Source organism: Streptomyces sp. NPDC032091 (assembly GCF_055580265.1).
The window spans coordinates 182,500-200,529 of record NZ_JBVILR010000010.1; the positions used below are offsets into that span (position 1 = coordinate 182,500).

17 protein-coding genes and 2 tRNA genes are annotated in these 18,030 nt (G+C 71.8%); 11 read left to right on the plus strand and 8 right to left on the minus strand.

The genetic code is table 11. The features are described from left to right. Positions 1-10: 10 nt before the first annotated feature. Positions 11-766, plus strand: a complete 756-nt coding sequence (locus tag ACZ5NJ_RS18700; protein WP_468766126.1) for an AIM24 family protein — start codon at positions 11-13, stop codon at positions 764-766. A gap of 63 nt (positions 767-829) precedes the next feature. On the opposite strand, the gene ACZ5NJ_RS18705 is transcribed toward ACZ5NJ_RS18700, so the two are convergent. Together ACZ5NJ_RS18705 and ACZ5NJ_RS18710 are read right to left on the minus strand one after the other, a co-directional pair. Further along, the gene (locus ACZ5NJ_RS18705) at positions 830-1,372 is read right to left on the minus strand and encodes an NUDIX hydrolase (protein WP_468766127.1); all 543 of its coding nucleotides are present in this window, start codon (positions 1,370-1,372) and stop codon (positions 830-832) included. Continuing rightward, positions 1,369-2,781, minus strand: coding sequence for a zinc-dependent metalloprotease (locus ACZ5NJ_RS18710; protein ID WP_468766128.1), 1,413 nt, complete (start codon positions 2,779-2,781; stop codon positions 1,369-1,371). Before ACZ5NJ_RS18710 ends, ACZ5NJ_RS18705 begins: the two co-directional genes overlap by 4 nt. Before the next feature lie 192 nt (positions 2,782-2,973). Here ACZ5NJ_RS18710 and ACZ5NJ_RS18715 point away from each other — a divergent pair, with 192 nt between their 5' ends. From ACZ5NJ_RS18715 to ACZ5NJ_RS18730, 4 genes are all read left to right on the plus strand, one after another. Then, positions 2,974-4,140 (plus strand): SDR family oxidoreductase, encoded by a 1,167-nt coding sequence (locus ACZ5NJ_RS18715; protein WP_468766129.1) that lies wholly within the window; start codon positions 2,974-2,976, stop codon positions 4,138-4,140. Between the two features lie 151 nt (positions 4,141-4,291). Beyond that, positions 4,292-4,753, plus strand: coding sequence for a molybdenum cofactor biosynthesis protein MoaE (locus ACZ5NJ_RS18720; protein ID WP_468766130.1), 462 nt, complete (start codon positions 4,292-4,294; stop codon positions 4,751-4,753). 171 nt (positions 4,754-4,924) lie between these two features. After that, a complete protein-coding gene (locus ACZ5NJ_RS18725; protein ID WP_045945866.1) occupies positions 4,925-5,122 on the plus strand; it encodes a hypothetical protein in 198 nt (65 codons plus the stop codon). 130 nt (positions 5,123-5,252) lie between these two features. Continuing rightward, positions 5,253-6,341 (plus strand): YlbL family protein, encoded by a 1,089-nt coding sequence (locus tag ACZ5NJ_RS18730; protein ID WP_468766131.1) that lies wholly within the window; start codon positions 5,253-5,255, stop codon positions 6,339-6,341. Between the two features lie 47 nt (positions 6,342-6,388). Here the strand turns inward: ACZ5NJ_RS18730 and ACZ5NJ_RS18735 are convergent, their stop codons facing one another. Then, the gene (locus tag ACZ5NJ_RS18735; RefSeq protein WP_468766132.1) at positions 6,389-6,958 is read right to left on the minus strand and encodes a PPA1309 family protein; all 570 of its coding nucleotides are present in this window, start codon (positions 6,956-6,958) and stop codon (positions 6,389-6,391) included. Between the two features lie 126 nt (positions 6,959-7,084). Here ACZ5NJ_RS18735 and ACZ5NJ_RS18740 point away from each other — a divergent pair, with 126 nt between their 5' ends. The 4 genes from ACZ5NJ_RS18740 (at position 7,085) to ACZ5NJ_RS18755 (ending at position 12,374) form a co-directional block, all read left to right on the plus strand. Continuing rightward, entirely contained in the window at positions 7,085-9,970 is a 2,886-nt protein-coding gene (locus tag ACZ5NJ_RS18740) for a UPF0182 family membrane protein (RefSeq protein WP_468766207.1), read from the plus strand. A gap of 61 nt (positions 9,971-10,031) precedes the next feature. Then, positions 10,032-10,105, plus strand: a tRNA-Met gene (locus ACZ5NJ_RS18745). 268 nt (positions 10,106-10,373) lie between these two features. Then, positions 10,374-12,230 (plus strand): tetratricopeptide repeat protein, encoded by a 1,857-nt coding sequence (locus tag ACZ5NJ_RS18750; RefSeq protein WP_468766133.1) that lies wholly within the window; start codon positions 10,374-10,376, stop codon positions 12,228-12,230. A gap of 70 nt (positions 12,231-12,300) precedes the next feature. Further along, positions 12,301-12,374, plus strand: a tRNA-Met gene (locus ACZ5NJ_RS18755). Between the two features lie 128 nt (positions 12,375-12,502). Here the strand turns inward: ACZ5NJ_RS18755 and ACZ5NJ_RS18760 are convergent. After that, positions 12,503-12,919 (minus strand): Fur family transcriptional regulator, encoded by a 417-nt coding sequence (locus tag ACZ5NJ_RS18760; RefSeq protein ID WP_468766134.1) that lies wholly within the window; start codon positions 12,917-12,919, stop codon positions 12,503-12,505. Positions 12,920-13,048: 129 nt separating this feature from the next. On the opposite strand from ACZ5NJ_RS18760, the gene ACZ5NJ_RS18765 reads away from it, so the two are divergent. Next, positions 13,049-14,518 (plus strand): catalase, encoded by a 1,470-nt coding sequence (locus ACZ5NJ_RS18765; protein WP_468766208.1) that lies wholly within the window; start codon positions 13,049-13,051, stop codon positions 14,516-14,518. Between the two features lie 67 nt (positions 14,519-14,585). Here the strand turns inward: ACZ5NJ_RS18765 and ACZ5NJ_RS18770 are convergent, their stop codons facing one another. Together ACZ5NJ_RS18770 and hisN are read right to left on the minus strand one after the other, a co-directional pair. Further along, positions 14,586-14,978, minus strand: a complete 393-nt coding sequence (locus ACZ5NJ_RS18770; protein ID WP_468766135.1) for a CBS domain-containing protein — start codon at positions 14,976-14,978, stop codon at positions 14,586-14,588. Between the two features lie 134 nt (positions 14,979-15,112). Continuing rightward, a complete protein-coding gene (hisN, locus tag ACZ5NJ_RS18775) occupies positions 15,113-15,925 on the minus strand; it encodes a histidinol-phosphatase (RefSeq protein ID WP_468766136.1) in 813 nt (270 codons plus the stop codon). 152 nt (positions 15,926-16,077) lie between these two features. Between hisN and ACZ5NJ_RS18780 the strand changes: the two genes are divergently transcribed. Next, positions 16,078-16,638, plus strand: a complete 561-nt coding sequence (locus ACZ5NJ_RS18780) for a TetR/AcrR family transcriptional regulator (RefSeq protein WP_468766137.1) — start codon at positions 16,078-16,080, stop codon at positions 16,636-16,638. On the opposite strand, the gene ACZ5NJ_RS18785 is transcribed toward ACZ5NJ_RS18780, so the two are convergent. Both ACZ5NJ_RS18785 and rsgA read right to left on the minus strand, forming a co-directional pair. Further along, a complete protein-coding gene (locus tag ACZ5NJ_RS18785; RefSeq protein WP_007266432.1) occupies positions 16,604-16,927 on the minus strand; it encodes a DMT family transporter in 324 nt (107 codons plus the stop codon). The two genes, ACZ5NJ_RS18780 and ACZ5NJ_RS18785, sit on opposite strands and share 35 nt — an antisense overlap. Before the next feature lie 90 nt (positions 16,928-17,017). Beyond that, complete coding sequence (gene rsgA / locus ACZ5NJ_RS18790; protein ID WP_468766138.1) at positions 17,018-18,028, minus strand: ribosome small subunit-dependent GTPase A; 1,011 nt, start codon at positions 18,026-18,028, stop codon at positions 17,018-17,020. Between the last annotated feature and the right edge of the window lie 2 nt (positions 18,029-18,030).

Below are 18,030 nucleotides of genomic sequence, written 5' to 3' on the forward strand. Positions count from 1 at the left end.
CGGACACACCATGCAGAGCTCACTTTTCGGCCACGCCGAGCGGCAGTCCCAGGAGCGGTACGCCGTCCAGAACCCGCAGCTGCTGCGGGTCACCCTGACCGGCTCCGACGACGTCCTCGCCCGCAAGGGCTCGATGGTCGCCTACCAGGGCATCGTCGACTTCGACGGCGAGTACCAGAGCACGGGCCAACGCGGTGCCCGCCTGCGCACCGGCGAGGGCCTCGACCTGATGCGCTGCTCCGGCCAGGGCACGATCTACTTCGCCAACCTCGCCCAGGACGTCCACGTCCTCGACGTCGACCACGAGGGCCTGACCGTCGACAGCAGCTACGTCCTGGCCATGGACTCCACCCTGCACACCGAGGTCATCGCGGTGGACAGCCAGTACGGGATCTCCGGCTCCGGCAAGTACCAGCTCAACATCACCGGCCGCGGCAAGGTCGCCCTGATGACCTCCGGCCAGCCGCTGATGATGCAGGTCACCCCGGACAAGTACGTCAACGCCGACGCCGACGCCATCGTCGCCTGGTCCACCTCCCTGCGCGTGCAGATGCAGGCCCAGACGCACTCCAGCGGCGTCTGGCGGCGCCGCGGCAACACCGGCGAGGGCTGGGAGCTCAGCTTCCTCGGCACCGGCTTCGCCCTGGTGCAGCCCAGCGAGGTGCTGCCCCCGCAGAACGCCCAGCTCGGCCAGGGCCTCGCCGCCCAGTACGGCATGGGCCAGCACGGCGCGCACGCCCAGAACCAGAACAACGTCTGGAGCTGAGCGGGCGGCCGCACCGGCACGGCGAAGGGGCGGACCCACCGGGCCCGCCCCTTCGTCACGCCCTTACGCGCCCAGCCGCTCCCGGGTCGCCTCCAGCAGCCGCACCACCGAGGTGTCGGCCACCGAAGCGACCTCCTCGTACGCGAACCAGCGCAGGTCCAGCGACTCGTCGCTGATCTCCGCCTCCGCACCGGCCGGGGCCAGCGCCGCGTACTGCACGTCCAGGTGCCAGTTGCACGGCGCCGGGATCGGGTGCCGGTCCAGCCGCACCGGCCCGCCCGCCAGCAGCGTCAGCCCGGAGGGGATGCCCGACTCCTCGACCGCCTCGCGCAGCGCCGTACCGGCCAGCGTGGTGTCACCGGGCTCGCAGTGCCCGCCCATCTGGAGCCACAGCCCGAGCTTCTTGTGCAGGGTCAGCAGGACCCGGCCGCCGACCGGGTCGACGACCAGCGCGCTGCCCGTCACATGCCCCGCCCCGCAGGGCTTGTACATGCCGTCCGGGTGCTCCGCCAGGTGCTCCAGGTAGACGTCCCTCAGCTCGCGCTGCTGCTCGTCCCGGCCCTCGTAGTCCTTCAGGACCAGGACGGCGTCCTCGTACAGGCTCACTTCTTCTCGTCACCCTCGCCCTGTTCGCCCGGCTTGTCCTGCTCGCGCTTGCGGGCGGCCTCGCCGAGCATCTTGTCGATCTCCGAGAAGTCCAGCTGCTCGCGGTGCACGAACCCGTCCGGGTCGTCCAGGTCCGAGGCGGTCGGCAGCATGTCCGGGTGCTCCCACAGCCCGTCGCGGCCGTCCATCCCGCGGGCGTCGGTCAGCGAGGCCCACAGCCGCGAGGCGTCCCGCAGCCGGCGCGGCCGCAGCTCCAGCCCGATCAGCGTGGCGAACGTCTGCTCCGCCGGGCCGCCCGAGGCACGCCGGCGGCGCATCGTCTCGCGCATGGCGTCGGCCGAGGTCAGCCGGGGCTTGGCCGCCTCGTGCACCACGGCGTCCACCCAGCCCTCGACCAGCGCGAGCGCCGTCTCCAGGCGGGCCAGCGCGGCCTTCTGCTCCGGGGTGTCCTGCGGCTGGAACATGCCGCCCTGGAGGGCCTCCTGCAGTTGCTCCGGGTTCGACGGGTCGAGCTGGCCGACCACGTCCTCCAGCTTCGAGGTGTCCACCTTGATGCCGCGCGCGTAGCCCTCGACCGCGCCGAACAGGTGCGAGCGCAGCCACGGCACGTGCGCGAAGAGGCGGGCGTGCGCCGCCTCGCGCAGGGCCAGGTAGAGGCGCACCTCGTCCGAGGGGACGCCCAGGTCCTTGCCGAAGCTCTCGATGTTCAGCGGCAGCAGCGCCGCCCGCCCGGCCGGGCCCAGCGGGAGCCCGATGTCCGTGGAGCCGACGACCTCGCCCGCGAGGGTGCCCACGGCCTGGCCGATCTGCTGGCCGAACATCGCCCCGCCCATGGAGCGCATCATGCCGAGCAGCGGGCCCGCCATGGCCTGCATCTCCTCGGGCAGCACGCCGCCCATGGCCGCGCCGACGCGCTCGGCGACCGGGTCCACCAGCTCCTTCCACACCGGGAGGGTCGCCTCGACCCACTCGGCGCGGCTCCACGCGACGGCCGCGTTGGCCCCCGACGGCAGGGAGGTCACGCCGTCCAGCCACAGGTCGGCCAGGCGCACCGCCTCCTCGACCGCGGACTTCTCGGCGACGCCGACGCTGGCGTCCTTCACGCCGTCCGCCGTGCCCTGGGCGACGGTCTGGCGGGCGATGTCCTTGGCCATGTCCCAGTTCACGGGGCCGCCCTCGTAGCTCAGCATCTGACCCAGCTGCTGGAAGGCCGCGCCCAGATCGTTCGGGTTCATCGCACCGAACATCGCGGCGAAAGGATTGTCCGCGCCGCCGGGAAGGCCGCCGGGGAGGCCGCCCGGGTTGAACCCGAACGGATTCGCGGGGCCGCCCTGGCCCCCCTTCTTGCCCTTGTCGCCGTCCTCCGGCTCCTCCGGCGGAAGGCCGAATCCGAATGGGGTGTCGCTCACGGGTTTCCTCGGCTCGTAGGGCCGCCGGCGGGTGCCGACGGGCAATGGTCCGACAACACCACCCAGCGTAGACACCACTCCCGCTTCCGGGCTCGGTGCTCCGCCGACTCCTGGGCTGCGGCAGGATGGACATCACCTGGTGGGTACGCGTCACGGCGCGCCCCCACTGAAGACAACCGCTGGAGACGCCCGGTGAGTTCCCCAGATCCGCAGGCTCGCGCGCCGCACGACGCCGAAAACCGCCCTGAGCACGGCGACAGCGCCCCCGGCGTTCGCCAGCCGCGAAACGAGGCCGACCCCCGCCGACGCAGCCCCGTGATCGCGGTCACCGGGGCCGCCTCCGGCGTCGGCGCCGCGCTCGTGGGCCGCCTCGTCGAGTCCGACGAGGTCAAGCAGGTCATCGCGATCGACGAGCGGCGCGGGGACTGCGCCGACGCCCACTGGCACGTCCTGGACGTCCGCGACCCGGCCATCGCCGACAAGCTGCGCGGCGCGGACGTCGTCGTGCACCTGGCACTCGACCTGGACCTGGAGACCGACCCCGCGGCCCGTACCGCGTACAACGTACGCGGGACCCAGACCGTGCTGACCGCCGCCGCGGCGGCGGGGGTGCACCGGGTCGTGCTCTGCACCTCGGCGATGGTCTACGGGGCCCTGCCCGACAACGACATCCCGCTCTCCGAGGACTCCGAGCTGCGGGCCACCGCCGAGGCGACCGGCGTCGGCGACCTGCTGGAGATCGAGCGCCTGGGCCGCCGGGCACCCCGCGCCCACCCGGGCCTGAACGTCACGGTCCTGCGCCCGGCCGTCCTGGTCGGCGGCACGGACACCGCCCTGACCCGCTACTTCGAGTCCCCGCGCCTGCTCGTCGTCGCCGGCTCCCGGCCCACCTGGCAGTTCTGCCACGTCGAGGACCTGGTCAGCGCCCTGGAGTACGCCGCCCTGGAGAAGGTCGAGGGCGAGCTCGCCGTCGGCTGCGAGGGCTGGCTGGAACAGGAGGAGGTCGAGGAGCTCAGCGGCATCCGCCGCATGGAGCTGCCCTCGGCCGTCGCCCTGGGCGCAGCGGCCCGGCTGCACCGGATCGGCCTGACCCCGTCCCCGGCCGGCGACCTCGCGTACACGATGCACCCCTGGGTGGTCAGCGTCAGCGGGCTGCACGCGGCCGGCTGGCGGCCCCGCTGGACCAACGAGGAGGTGCTCGCCGAGCTGCTCCAGGAGGTGGCGGGCCGGCACACCGTCGCGGGCCGCCGCCTGGGCCGCAAGGACGCCGCCACGGCCGCCGGCGCCGCCGGTGCGACGGTGGCCCTGCTGGGCGCCGCCGCCGCGGTCCGCCGGGCCCGCAGGCGCCGCGGCCTCTGACCCGACCGCTCCCGCCGGCCCCCACGGGCCCGGACACCGGTCCGGGCCCGGCCGGAACACGGGGCTCCTGTAGGAGGCTCCCAACCGGCCGGTCACGCCACGGGTGATCCGGCTATTCCGCCACGTCAGCCCCTGAGGCACGATGGATGACATGGCACCGCACTTCGACCACCCCGGCGAGCAGGCCGCCCAGGACCCCGTCCGGCTGCTCGCGATCCGCGAGACCCCGCTCTCGATCGACGAGGTCTTCCAGGCCGTCGGAGACGACGCGACGGGAGGCACCACCCTCTTCGTCGGCACGGTGCGCAACCACGACGGCGGCGCGGACGTCGACTCCCTCGGCTACTCCTGCCACCCCACGGCCGAGGCCGAGATGCGCCGCATCGCCGAGCGCGTCGTGGAGAAGTACCCGGTCCGCGCCCTGGCGGCCGTCCACCGGGTCGGCGACCTGGCCGTCGGCGACCTGGCCGTCGTCGTCGCCGTCTCCTGCCCGCACCGCGGTGAGGCCTTCGAGGCCTGCCGCATGCTGATCGACGACCTCAAGCACGAGGTCCCGATCTGGAAGCACCAGACCTTCTCGGACGGCACCGAGGAGTGGGTCGGAGCCTGCTGACCGCGGTCCGCAGCACACCATCGGCCCCCGGTCGCGCAGGCGCCGCCGGGCGGGAGTAGCCTCACACCCGTTCGGCCGCGCAACACGCCCTCGATTTGCGTAACCCCCCCACGGGCACCAGCGTTGAAGTCACCGACGACACTCGTACTTTCGGGGCAGGGAGGCACGTCCATGGCGTCACTGGCGTGGTTGCTGATTCCGCTGTTCGCCGCGATCGGGGCGGCGATATGGGGCAGCTGGGCAGCGCGCGACCGCACCCAGGGGGACATATCCGAGCTCGCCGGCTACGCGAGGTTCCGCGAGGCCATGGACAAGGCCGACCGGGCGAGGCAGAAGGAAAAGGCGCACTCCGGTTCCGACGCCGTCTGACGCGTCCCGGGAGTCCGCGTGAGCGGGCCGGCAGGCCCCCCGCTGAGAATCGCCTGAGAGTTCCGCCCGCGGGCCCCGTACGGACCGGCCCCACGGGTCGCCCGCCCGGGCCGTCCCGTACTGTCGATCCATGCCACGCCGTACAGCGACGATGCTCGCCTCCTCCCTCGTGCTGTTCGCGCTGCTCTGCGCGGGAGTGTTCCTCCGGGTCCCGTACTCCGAGATGAGCCCGGGCCCGACGGTGAACACCCTGGGCGAATCGCACGGCGAGCCCGTCCTGAACATCTCCGGCCACCAGACGTACCCGACCACCGGCCACCTCAACATGACCACGGTCCGCGTCACGGGCGCCGACTACGACATGAACCTGCTGGAAGCGGTCTACGGCTGGCTCGCGGACGACAACATCGTGGTCCCGCACGAGAACCTCTACCCGGACGGCAAGACGGACAAGGAGTCGACGCAGGAGAACGCCGAGGAGTTCAGCCAGTCGCAGGAGAGCGCCAAGGTGGCCGCCCTCAAGCAGCTCGGCATCCCGGTCAGCACCCGCGTCGTCGTCGCCACCGTCGTCAAGGGCAGCCCCTCCGAGGGCAGGCTGCACGCCGGGGACGTCATCAAGGACGTCGACGGCAGCCCGGTCACCGTCCCCGGCGACGTCGCCAAGCTCGTCACCCGGCACAAGCCGGGCGAGCCCGTCGAGTTCACCATCGTGCCCGCCGCCGAGGCGGCCGCGGCCGAGAAGGCAGGCCGCGAGCCCACCGCGACCACCAAGGTGACCATCACCGCGGGCAAGGCGCAGGACGACGGCCACGCCGTCGTCGGCATCCGGGCCGGGACCGACCACACCTTCCCGTTCCCGATCGACATCAAGCTCGCCGACGTCGGCGGCCCCAGCGCCGGCCTGATGTTCGCCCTGGGCATCGTCGACAAGCTCACCCCGGAGGACCTGACCGGCGGGAAGTTCATCGCCGGCACCGGCACCATCGACGACACCGGCAAGGTCGGCCCGATCGGCGGCATCCAGATGAAGACCATCGGCGCCCGCCAGGCCGGCGCCGAGTACTTCCTGACCCCCGCCGAGAACTGCGCCGCCGCGGCCGCGCAGGTCCCCGACGGCCTGACCCTGGTGAAGGTCTCCACCATCGACGACGCCGCCAAGGCCCTGCAGAAGATCAGCAAGGGCGACAGGGCCGGACTGCCGAGCTGCACCAGGTCCTGAGCGGACGGTCCCGGCCGGGGCCCGCCGGGCCCCGGTCCCGCGGGACCTCAGGCGAAGGTCGCCGCCAGTGCCTCGGCCAGGCCCGGCACCAGGCTCGCCCCGGTCAGCACCTCGCTGGAGGAGTCCTTGTCGCGCAGCCGCACGGCCGATTCCCGCGAGCCGTCGCGCAGCACGCCGACCGTCAGGCGCACCTCCTGCCGCTCCGGGTGGCCGGCGACCCACTTGGCCAGCTGCTTGTCGCTCAGCCCCTCCGGCACGGAGGCCTCGGCGGACGGCGGCAGCATCAGCCGCTCCACGGTCAGGGCGCACCCGACGACCGCGTCGGGCCAGGCGATGGTCCCCAGGAACTTGTCCAGCGGGGTCCCGGGCGGCACCTCGTCCTGCTCGATCGGGGTGAGCTGGGCCTTGCCGGCGTCGTCCGTGTCGAGGCCGAGCTGGTTCGCGAGACCGGGCTCCTGCCGGCGCAGGCGGGCCGTGGCGACCAGGGCGAAGAGGCGGGCCGGCTTGTCCCAGCCGAGGGTGGAGGCGTACTCGTCGATTTCGAGCACGGCGCGGGTCAGCGGACTGGCCGCCATGGGGGTGCCGGGGGAGGGCGAAAGGTTGGACATGGACAACATCCTGCCTCCTTTCTCCCCGATACCGGGAACTGACTAAAGCCTCAGTAAGTTGCATGGGTGGGCCCTACGATCGTGGGCCCACGACCAGACACAGCGACTTTCGAGGTGCGCACCTTGGCTTTCCAGATGCCGGACCGCGGCGGAGGCCCCTCCGGGCCACGGATGAGAGTCGGCCGCCCCTCCCGGCGCGCCCGGACCCTTCTGCTGACCCTGGGCGTCCTGGCCGTGCTGGCCATGGCGTTCATCATGTTCGCCGGGTTCTGGACGGACTGGCTCTGGTTCCGCTCCGTCAAGTACTCCTCGGTCTTCACCACCACCCTGTGGACCAAGATCGGCCTCTTCGCCGTCTTCGGCCTGCTGATGGCGGGTGCCGTCGGGCTGAACGTCTGGCTGGCGTACCGGCTGCGCCCGCCGCTCAGCGCGATGTCGATGGAGCAGCAGAGCCTCGACCGCTACCGGATGAGCGTCGCCCCGTACCGGAAGTGGCTGCTCCTGGGCGTCGCCGCGGTCGTCGGGCTGATCGCGGGGGCGTCGGCGGCCGGCCAGTGGAAGACCTGGCTGATGTACGTGAACGGGGTGCCGTTCGGCAAGAAGGACCCCCAGTTCCATCTCGACGTGTCCTTCTACACCTTCGACCTGCCCTGGTACCGGTTCCTGCTCGGCTTCGGCTTCGCCGCCGTCGTGCTGTCGGTGATCGCGGCCGTCGTCGTGCACTACCTGTACGGCGGACTGCGCGTGACCAGCCCGGGCGCCCGGGCCACCGCCGCGGCCACCGGGCACCTGTCGGTGCTGCTCGGCCTGTTCGTCACGTTCAAGGCGGTCGCGTACTGGCTGGACCGGTACGGCCTCGCCGTGAAGTCCAGTGACTTCAAGGCCTCCGACAACTGGACCGGTCTGCGCTACGTCGACGCCAACGCCTACCTGCCGGCGAAGACGATCCTCGTCGCCATCGCCGCGATCTGCGCGGTGCTGTTCTTCGCCACCCTGTGGCGGCGCACCTGGCAGCTGCCGGTCATCGGCTTCGGCCTGATGGTCCTCTCGGCGATCCTGATCGGCGGGCTCTACCCGGCGATCGTGCAGAAGTTCCAGGTCCAGCCCAACGAGCAGGCCAAGGAATCCCCGTACGTCGAGAAGAACATCAAGGCCACGCGCGACGCCTACGGGATCGAGGGCGCCGAGGTCAAGGACTACCCGGCCGTCCCGCAGACGGACGACCGGACCAAGCTGCGGTCGGCGGCCGACACCACCGCGAGCCTGCGCCTGCTCGACCCGAACATCGTCTCGCCGGCCTTCCAGCAGCTCCAGCAGGTCAAGGGCTACTACGGCTTCCCGTCCACGCTGGCGGTCGACCGGTACAACGGCCAGGACACCGTCATCGGGCTGCGCGAGCTGAACATCGGCGGCATCCCGAAGAACAACTGGATCAACGACCACTTCAAGTACACCCACGGCTACGGCGTCGTCGCGGCCAAGGGCACCACCGTCAAGGACGGCGCCCCCGACTTCACCCAGTCCGACCTGCCCTCCAAGGGCATGTTCGGCACGGACTTCGAGCAGCGCGTCTACTACGGCGAGCAGACGAAGCAGTACTCGATCGTCGGCGGACCGCAGAAGGAGCTCGACTACTCGGACGACAAGGGCGAGAAGGAGACGAGCTACAAGGGCGACTCCGGCGTCAACCTCGACAACCCGGTCAACCGCGCCGCCTACGCGCTCGCCTTCAGCGAGCCGCAGATCCTCTACTCGGGAGCCATCGGCGACGGGTCGCGGATCCTCTACAACCGCACGCCCAAGGACCGCGTCGAGGCCGTCGCGCCCTGGCTGACCATCGACGGCGCCCCGTACCCGGCGGTCGTCGACGGCCGGATCAAGTGGATCGTGGACGCCTACACCACGACGAACGGCTACCCGTACGCCTCGCGCACCACGCTCGGCCAGAGCACCGCGGACTCGCTGACCAACAACCAGCGCGCCGTGGTGGCCCAGGAGAACCGGGTCAACTACATCCGCAACTCGGTGAAGGCCACCGTCGACGCCTACGACGGCACGGTGAACCTCTACCAGTGGGACACCCAGGACCCGGTCCTGAAGACCTGGATGAAGGCCTTCCCCGGCACGGTGAAGCCCAAGAGCGAGATCTCCAAGCCGCTCATGGAGCACCTGCGCTACCCGCAGGACCTGTTCAAGGTCCAGCGCGAGCTGCTGACCCGGTACCACGTCACCGACCCGCAGACCTTCCTCAGCGGCAGTGAGGCGTGGGCCGTCCCGGACGACCCGACGACCAAGGCCGGTACGGCCGTTCCGCCGTACTACCTGTCGATGAAGATGCCGGGGCAGCCGGAGAAGGACCAGGTCTTCTCGCTGACGACCACCTTCACGCCGAACGAGCGACCCAACCTCAGCGCCTTCATGGCGGTGAACGCCGATCCGGGCACCCCGGACTACGGCAAGATCCGGATCCTGAAGATGCCGACCAGCAAGCCGCCGGACGGCCCCGGCCAGGTGCAGAGCAAGTTCCAGTCGGAGCCCAAGATCGCCGAATCCATCCGGCTGCTGCGCGGCGGTGACTCGGAGATCGAGTACGGCAACCTGCTCTCGGTGCCGATGGCCGGCGGCATGCTCTACGTGGAGCCGGTGTACGTCCGCAGCTCCACCCTGAAGTACCCGCTGCTGCGCAAGGTCCTCGTGACCTACGGCAACCAGACGGCCTTCGAGGACACCCTGGAGAAGGCGCTGAACGTGGTCTTCGGCGCCGAGGCCCCGACCACCCCGGTGCCCCCGGAGACCCAGCCGACCAAGCCGGGCGAGTCGACGGCCAACCCGCCGACGGCCCAGGACCCGACGGTCAAGGCGGCCCTCGCCGACGCCCAGAAGGCGGTCGAGGACGCCGACAAGGCCCTGAAGGCCGGCGACTGGACCGCCTACGGCAAGGCGCAGGGCGACCTCCAGGCGGCGCTGAAGCGGGCGATCGACGCGGAGGCGAAGCTGACGGCGCCCAAGCCGGGGGGCTAGGCGGCCCGGCCGGAAGGCGGTCATGGCCCCGCCCCGCGTCGTGATACTGTGGTTTCACCGACGCGGGGTGGAGCAGCTCGGTAGCTCGCTGGGCTCATAACCCAGAGGTCGCAGGTTCAAATCCTGTCCCCGCTACTGAAGACGAAGGCCCGGATCCAATGGGATCCGGGCCTTCGTCATGCCCGGATGAGATTCGGATGAGATTCGGAGAGGGGCTCGGAGGGGCTCTCGGGCGCGGGGAGGGGCCGGTAGGAAGCTGCTGGGGGACATGAGGTCACTGGGGCGGGTGAGTTGGGGTGTGAGCGTGTTTGACTTGTCTCTCTGTGGGCATGTCGACAAAACGCTGTAGTGACCTCACTGGCTGCGACATACCAGGTGTACGCGGGTAGCAGGTGATGCGACGATGGGATTTATGGGGGACAGGTCAACTCTGCTGGAGACAGGGCGGTTTGTGAGGGCGGAGGCCGAATCGGGTACGGGGGCCGGTCAGGTGGCTCCCGCTGTCAACGCGCAGACCGCACTGACCGATGCGGATTTCGCGGAAGAGGCCTTCGGCGACGCCGAAGGGGCCACCGACGCCGAACTGGAGGCGCGCCACCGGGTGGCCGCCGACAAGGGCGACCCCGGTGCCATGAGCGTGCTCGGCGCCCTGCTGCTGCGCCGCGGCGACCTGGCCGGGGCCGAGCCCTACCTCCGCGGTGCCACCGGCGCGGGGGACCGCGCCGCCGCCAACAACCTGGGCGTCCTCCTCCTCCAGCGCGGCTACCCCGACGAGGCCGCCGGCTGGTGGCGGGTCGCCGCCGTCGCCGGCTCCGCCCCCGCCGCGCACGCCCTGGGCCGCCACTACCGCGAGCGCGGGGACGAGCCCGCCGCCGAGTACTGGCTGCGCCAGGCGGCCGAGTCCGGCCACGCCCTCGGCGCGTACGGCCTGGCCGACCTGCTGGAGCACCGCGGGGACAAGGGCGTCGAGCGCTGGTTCCGGGCCGCCGCCGAGCAGGGCCACCGCGAGGCCGCCTACCGGCTGGCCCGGCACCTGCGCAAGGGCGACCCCGCCGAGGCCGAGCAGTGGTACCGGCAGGCCGCCGCCCGCGGCCACCGGCGCGCCGGACTGCACCTCGGCGCCCTGCTGGAGGCGCGCGGCGAGCTGAAGGAGGCCGGCCGCTGGTACCTGAGCTCCGCCAAGCAGGGCGAGGCCCGGGCCGCGTGCGCGCTCGGCTTCCTGCTGCGCGACGCCGGGGACGAGGACAGCGCGGCCGCCTGGTGGCACCGCGCGGCGCAGGACGGCGACGGGAACGCGGCGAACGCCCTGGGCGCGCTGCACGCGGCCCGCGGCGAGACCGAGACCGCCGAGAAGTGGTACCGCGTCGCGATGGACGCCGGCGACCACAACGGCGCCTACAACCTGGCCCTGCTGTGCGCCGCCCAGGAGCGCACCGCCCAGGCCGAACAGTGGTACCGCCGCGCCGCCTACGCGGGTCACCGCGAGGCCGCCAACGCCCTGGCGATCATGCTGCTCCAGGCCGGCGACGCGGCGGGCGCCGAGCCCTGGTTCTCCAAGGCGGCCGAGGCGGGCAGCGTCGACGCCGCCTTCAACCTCGGCATCCTCTTCGCCAGCCGCGACGAGGACCGCGCCGCCCTGAAGTGGTACGAGCGGGCCGCCGCCGCCGGGCACACCGACGCCGCCCTCCAGGTCGGGATCGCCCTGGTCCGCGACGGCGAGGAGCGCGCCGCCGAGCGGCACCTGCGCTGCGCCGCCGGCGGCGGCAGCGCGGAGGCCGCGTTCCGGCTGGCCGCGCTCCTGGAGTCGCTGGCCCCGCCCCCGGAGCCGGTGGCCCTCGGCGAGCCCGTCGGCGGCGCCGCGCGCACCGAGAGCGAGGACTGGTACGAGCGCGCCGCCGAGCAGGGCCACCGCAGGGCCCAGGTGCGCGTCGGGATGCTGGCCGCGGCCCGGGGCGACCTGACCGTGGCGGCCCGCTGGTACCGGGAGGCGGCCGAGGCCGGCTCGCGCAACGGCGCCTTCAACCTCGGGCTGCTGCTGGCCCGCGAGGGGAACGAACCCGAGGCGGCCCTGTGGTGGACCCGGGCGGCGGTGGCCGGGCACGGCCGGGCCGCCCTGCGCCTGGGGCTGCTCGCCGCCCGGCACGGGGACCTCGCGGAGGGCCAGAAGTGGTGCGTACGGGCCATGGAGCTCGGCCCCGCGGAGGTCGCCGAGCGGGCGGCCCGGCTGCGGGACGCGCTGGCGGAGGAGCTCTCCGTATGAGGCCGGCCGGGGGGACCGGTTAACTGATTTGCATCTGCCGGGTGGACTCCCGTACAGTCGTGTTTACCGACGCGGGGTGGAGCAGCTCGGTAGCTCGCTGGGCTCATAACCCAGAGGTCGCAGGTTCAAATCCTGTCCCCGCTACTGAAGGCCCAAGGCCCGGATCCCATGGATCCGGGCCTTGAGTCGTTTCTGAACGTAAACGCCGGTGCGGCGTGCGGCGAGAAGGCCGGAGGCGTGAGCCCCCGGCCTTCTCGCCGTTCTCCGTCGCGTCAGGCCGCGGCGCAGCCCGGGCACACTCCGCGGTAGGTCACCTCGACCGCCGAGACCGTGAAGCCGAAGCGTTCACCGGCGGGCAGGTCGGCCAGCGGGTCGCCCGCCGGGTGGACGTCGCGGATGGCGCCGCACTGGGCGCAGACCAGGTGGTGGTGCGGGCGGTGGGCGTTCGGGTCGTACCGCTTGGCCCGGCGGTCCGTCGAGACCTCCAGCACCTCACCGAGCGAAACCAGCTCGCCCAAGGTGTTGTACACCGTCGCTCTAGAAATCTCGGGCAGCTTGGTGACAGCGCGTGCGTGCACTTCGTCTGCCGTCAGGTGAACGTGATCACCGTCGAGTACTTCGGCCACGACACGCCGCTGGGCCGTCATGCGCCAGCCGCGTCCGCGAAGTCGTTCCAGCAGGTCACTCATACACGCCAGCCTAACAGTGGGGATTCGGTGCAGATCCCGAACCGATGTGGACTTGGATGTTTACTTGACTTAGACAAAGTCCATCGTAGGATCGGTTACGGCAAACGCCAAGGACAGGACTTGCAGGAAATGACGCAGGAGGCGCACGTGACGCAGGGACCGCTCACCACGGAGGCCGGGGCTCCGGTCGCCGACAACCAGAACAGCGAGACCGCTGGGGTCGGCGGGCCGGTCCTCGTCCAGGACCAGCTCCTCCTGGAGAAGCTGGCGCACTTCAACCGCGAGCGCATCCCGGAGCGCGTGGTGCACGCCCGCGGCGCCGGCGCCTACGGCACCTTCACCGTGACCGCGGACGTCACGCGGTACACCCGCGCGAAGTTCCTCTCCGAGGTCGGCAAGCAGACCGAGACCTTCCTGCGCTTCTCCACCGTCGCGGACAGCCTCGGCGGCGCCGACGCCCGCCGTGACCCGCGCGGCTGGGCGCTGAAGTTCTACACCGAAGAGGGCAACTACGACCTCGTCGGCAACAACACCCCGGTGTTCTTCATACGCGACGCCATCAAGTTCCCCGACTTCATCCACACCCAGAAGCGCGACCCGTACACGGGCTCGCAGGAGGCGGACAACGTCTGGGACTTCTGGGGCCTGTCGCCCGAGTCCACCCACCAGGTGACCTGGCTGTTCGGTGACCGCGGCATCCCGGCGTCCTACCGCCACATGAACGGCTACGGCTCGCACACGTTCCAGTGGAACAACGAGGCCGGCGAGGTCTTCTGGGTCAAGTACCACTTCAAGACCGACCAGGGCATCAAGAACCTCACCCAGGCCGAGGCCAACCGGCTCGCCGGCGAGGACCCGGACTCCCACCAGCGCGACCTGCGCGAGTCCATCGAGCGCGGCGACTTCCCGAGCTGGACCGTCCAGGTCCAGATCATGCCCGCGGCCGACGCGGCCCAGTACCGCTTCAACCCGTTCGACCTCACCAAGGTGTGGCCGCACGCGGACTACCCGCCGATCGAGATCGGCAAGCTGGAGCTCAACCGCAACCCGGAGAACATCTTCGCCGAGGTCGAGCAGTCCATCTTCTCCCCGGCGCACTTCGTCCCCGGCATCGGTCCGTCCCCGGACAAGATGCTCCAGGGCCGTCTCTTCGCGTACGGCGACGCCCACCGCTACCGCGTCGGCATCAACGCCGACCACCTGCCGGTGAACCGCCCGCACGCCACCGAGGCGCGCACGAACTCCCGTGACGGCTACCTCTACGACGGCCGCCACAAGGGCGCGAAGAACTACGAGCCGAACAGCTTCGGCGGCCCCTTCCAGACGGACCGCCCGCTGTGGCAGTCCACCCCGGTCACGGGCGGCACGGGCAACCACGCCACCCCGTCGCACTCCGAGGACAACGACTTCGTCCAGGCCGGTGACCTCTACCGCCTGATGTCCGAGGACGAGAAGGGCCGTCTGGTCGAGAACCTCGCCGGCTTCATCGCCAAGGTCTCCCGTGACGACATCGTCGAGCGCGCGGTCAACAACTTCCGCCAGGCGGACGGCGACTTCGGCAAGCGGCTGGACGCCGCGGTCCAGGCCCTCCGCGGCTAGTACGGACCGCTTGCCCCAGCGGAACGGCGGGCCGGGACCCTCTCGGGGGTCCCGGCCCGCCGCCGTTTCACGCCGCGACGGTGCGCCGCGTGCGGACCTGGGAGCGGATGACGTCACGGACGGAGACGATGCCCACCGGGCCGCCGTCCTCCAGCACGATCAGATGCCGGAAGCCGCCGACGGCCATCGCCTCGGCGGCCTCGGCCACGGTTGCCTCGGGGGTGCAGAAGACGACGTTGTTCGTGGTGTGCGCGCCCACCGACTCCCGGTCGGGATCGTGGCCCGCGCCGATCGAGTTGAGGATGTCGCGCTCGGTCAGGATGCCGATGCCGCTGTGGTCGGGATCGAGGACGACGGCCGCTCCGACGCGCCGGCCGGACATCAGGCAGGCCGCCTGACGGAGGGTGTGGGCAGGTCCGAGGGTGAGGATCACGGTACTCATGGCGTCACGGACGAGCATGAAGAGAACCACCTCCTGGTGTGTCCCGCTTCGAGAACCGCTTCACAAGCGCACAAGCGGGGGAGTCTCAGATTCCCACGAGCACGCAGCGTCATCAAGGGGGCGCGCTGAGCGCATGCCCCCGCGCGTCGGGATCAGGAGGAGGCGGAGGGGCGCAGGAAGCCCAGCATCTCCTCGTGCAGCAGCCCGTTCGAGGCGGCCGCGTTGCCGCCGTGCACCCCGTCCACGCCGTCCACGCTCGTGAACCGGCCGCCCGCCTCCTGCACCACGACCGCCAGGGCGGCCATGTCCCACAGGTTCAGCTCCGGCTCGGCGCACAGGTCCAGGGAGCCCTCCGCGACCATCATGTACGGCCAGAAGTCCCCGTAGCCCCGGGTGCGCCAGCAGGCGCGGGTCAGCTCCAGGAACCCGGGGAGCCGGCCCTGCTCCTCCCAGCCGCTCAGCGAGGAGTACGCGAAGGAGGCGTCCCCCAGCGAGGCCACCCGGGACACCCCGATGGGGCCCGCGGGCTCGCCCAGCGCGCCGCCCGAGAAGGCGCCACCGCCCTGCGAGGCCCACCAGCGGCGACCCAGCGCGGGGGCCGAGACCACGCCGACGACCGGGCGGAACCCCCCGTCCGGGCCCTCCACCATGAGGGAGATCAGGGTCGCCCACACCGGCACGCCGCGCACGTAGTTCTTCGTGCCGTCGATCGGGTCCACGACCCAGCGGCGCGGTCCCTCGCCCTTGAGGCCGTACTCCTCGCCGAGGATCGCGTCGTGCGGCCGCGCTGCCAGGATCCCCGCCCGGACGACCTCCTCGGCGGCCTGGTCGGCCTCGCTCACCGGCGTCATGTCCGGCTTCGTCTCCACCTTCAGGTCCAGGGCCCGGAAGCGCTGCATGGTGGTGGCGTCCGCGGCGTCGGCGAGTTCGAGGGCGAGGCGCAGGTCGTCGTCATACGTGGGCATGTCCGAACAGTACCGAGAGCGCACCGGCCCGGCGAACGCTGTCCACGGTACGGCCGGGAGGCGCCCTTGACAGGATCTGGCGGCCCGTCAAATCTTGCGGGTGAGCCAGGCCCGGTGACAGCCGGCCGGTGCGACAGGCGGGGGAGGCGACGATGTCGGCGGCCCGGGAATCCTTGCTGAAAGCGGCCGAAGCGGCGCTGTGCGGCCGGCCCTGGCCGGCGGTGCGGATGGTGGAGGTGGCCACGGCCGCCGGGGTGTCGCGGCAGACCCTCTACAACGAGTTCGGCGGCAAGGACGGCCTGGGCCGGGCCCTGGTGCGCCGGGCGGCCGACCGGTACCTCGACGGGGTGGACCGCGCGCTGGCCTCCGCCCCGCCCGGGCACACCGCCGCCGAGCGGCTCGCGGCGGTCGCCGAGTGGACCGTACGGGCGGCCCGCGCGCACGCCCTCGTACGGGCCCTGCTGACCGGGGCGTGGGGGCCGGCCCTGCCCGCGCCACCGCCGGCCGGGAGCCGGTTCGCGATCGGGCCGGGGGAGCTGACCCGGGCCGCCCGCGACCGGGCCGCGGCCGCGCTGCCCCAGGAGCCGGAGCGCCGCTGCGAGCTCGCGGTACGGCTCGCGCTGTCCTACGTGGTGGCGCCCGGGGAGGAGCCGGGGGAGCGGGAGCTGCTGCGGCTGCTCAGTGGGCCGAGCCGGAGAGCTGGAGGCCGATGACGCCCAGGATGACCAGCGTGATCGAGACCAGCTTGAGGGTGGAGACCAGGTCCCCGAGGAAGACCATGCCGTAGATGGCGGTGCCGGCCGCGCCGATGCCCGTCCACACCGCGTACGCCGGGCCCACGTCCAGCTTCTTGAGGGCCAGGGTCAGCAGGCCGAAGCTGCCGAGCGCGAAGCACGCGAAGGCGATCGTCGGCCACAGCCGGGTGAACCCGTGGGACAGCTTCAGGCAGACCGCGAATCCGGTCTCCAGGATTCCCGCGACCACGACCAGCAGCCACGCCATGTCGAATGCCTCCCCGCGTCAGGTGACATCGCGTCACTGGTGGGACTATGCATTTACCAGACAAGGCGTCATGCAAACCCCGCCGGACGATCAGTCGCCTTCGCGGCGCTCGCGCGTCCCCAGCAGCCGCCGCAGCGAGTACAGCCGCGCCGGGTCCGCGTGGCCGTCCTCCACCCACTGGTCGAGCGCGCAGTCCGGCTCGTCGTGGCTGCACGCGCGCGGGCACTCCTCCGTACCCGGCACCAGGTCCGGGAAGGCCAGCACCACCCGCGAGGGGTCCACGTGGTGCAGGCCGAACGAGCGCACGCCCGGTGTGTCGATGACCCAGCCGTCCCCGGACGGCAGGGGCAGGGCCAGCGCCGACGTGGTGGTGTGCCGGCCGCGGCCGGTGACCGCGTTGACATGGCCGGTGGCGCGCTGGCGGCCCTCGGCGACCAGCGAGTTCACCAGCGTGGTCTTGCCCACGCCCGAGTGGCCGACGAAGGCGGTGATGCGGCCTTCGAGGCGCTCGCGGACCCGCTCGGCGGCGTCGCCCGTCTCCAGCTCCTCGCGGTTGGTCACCACGTAGTTCAGCCCGAAGGTCGAGTAGACCTCCAGGATCTTGTCCGGGGAGGTCAGGTCGGACTTGGTGAGCACCAGCAGCGGTTCCAGGCCCGCGTCGTACGCCGCCACCAGGCAGCGGTCGATCATCCGGGGCCGGGGCTCGGGGTCCGCCAGGGCCGTGACGATGGCCAGCTGGTCGGCGTTGGCGACGACCACCCGCTCGTACGGGTCGTCGTCGTCGGCGGTGCGCCGCAGGACGGACTTGCGCTCCTCGATCCGCACGATCCGCGCGAGGGTGTCCTTGTTTCCGGACAGGTCACCGACGAGCGACACCCGGTCGCCGACCACCGCCGCCTTGCGGCCCAGCTCCCGGGCCTTCATCGCGGTGATCTTGCGGTCCCCGACCAGACACGTCAGCCGGCCCCGGTCGACGGTGAGGACGAAACCCTCGGAGGCGTCCTCGTGTTTGGGCCGGATGTTCGTCCGTGCCCGATTGCCCTTGGGGTTCGGGCGCTGGCGGATGTCGTCCTCGTCGGTGTGCTTGCCGTACCTGCGCATGA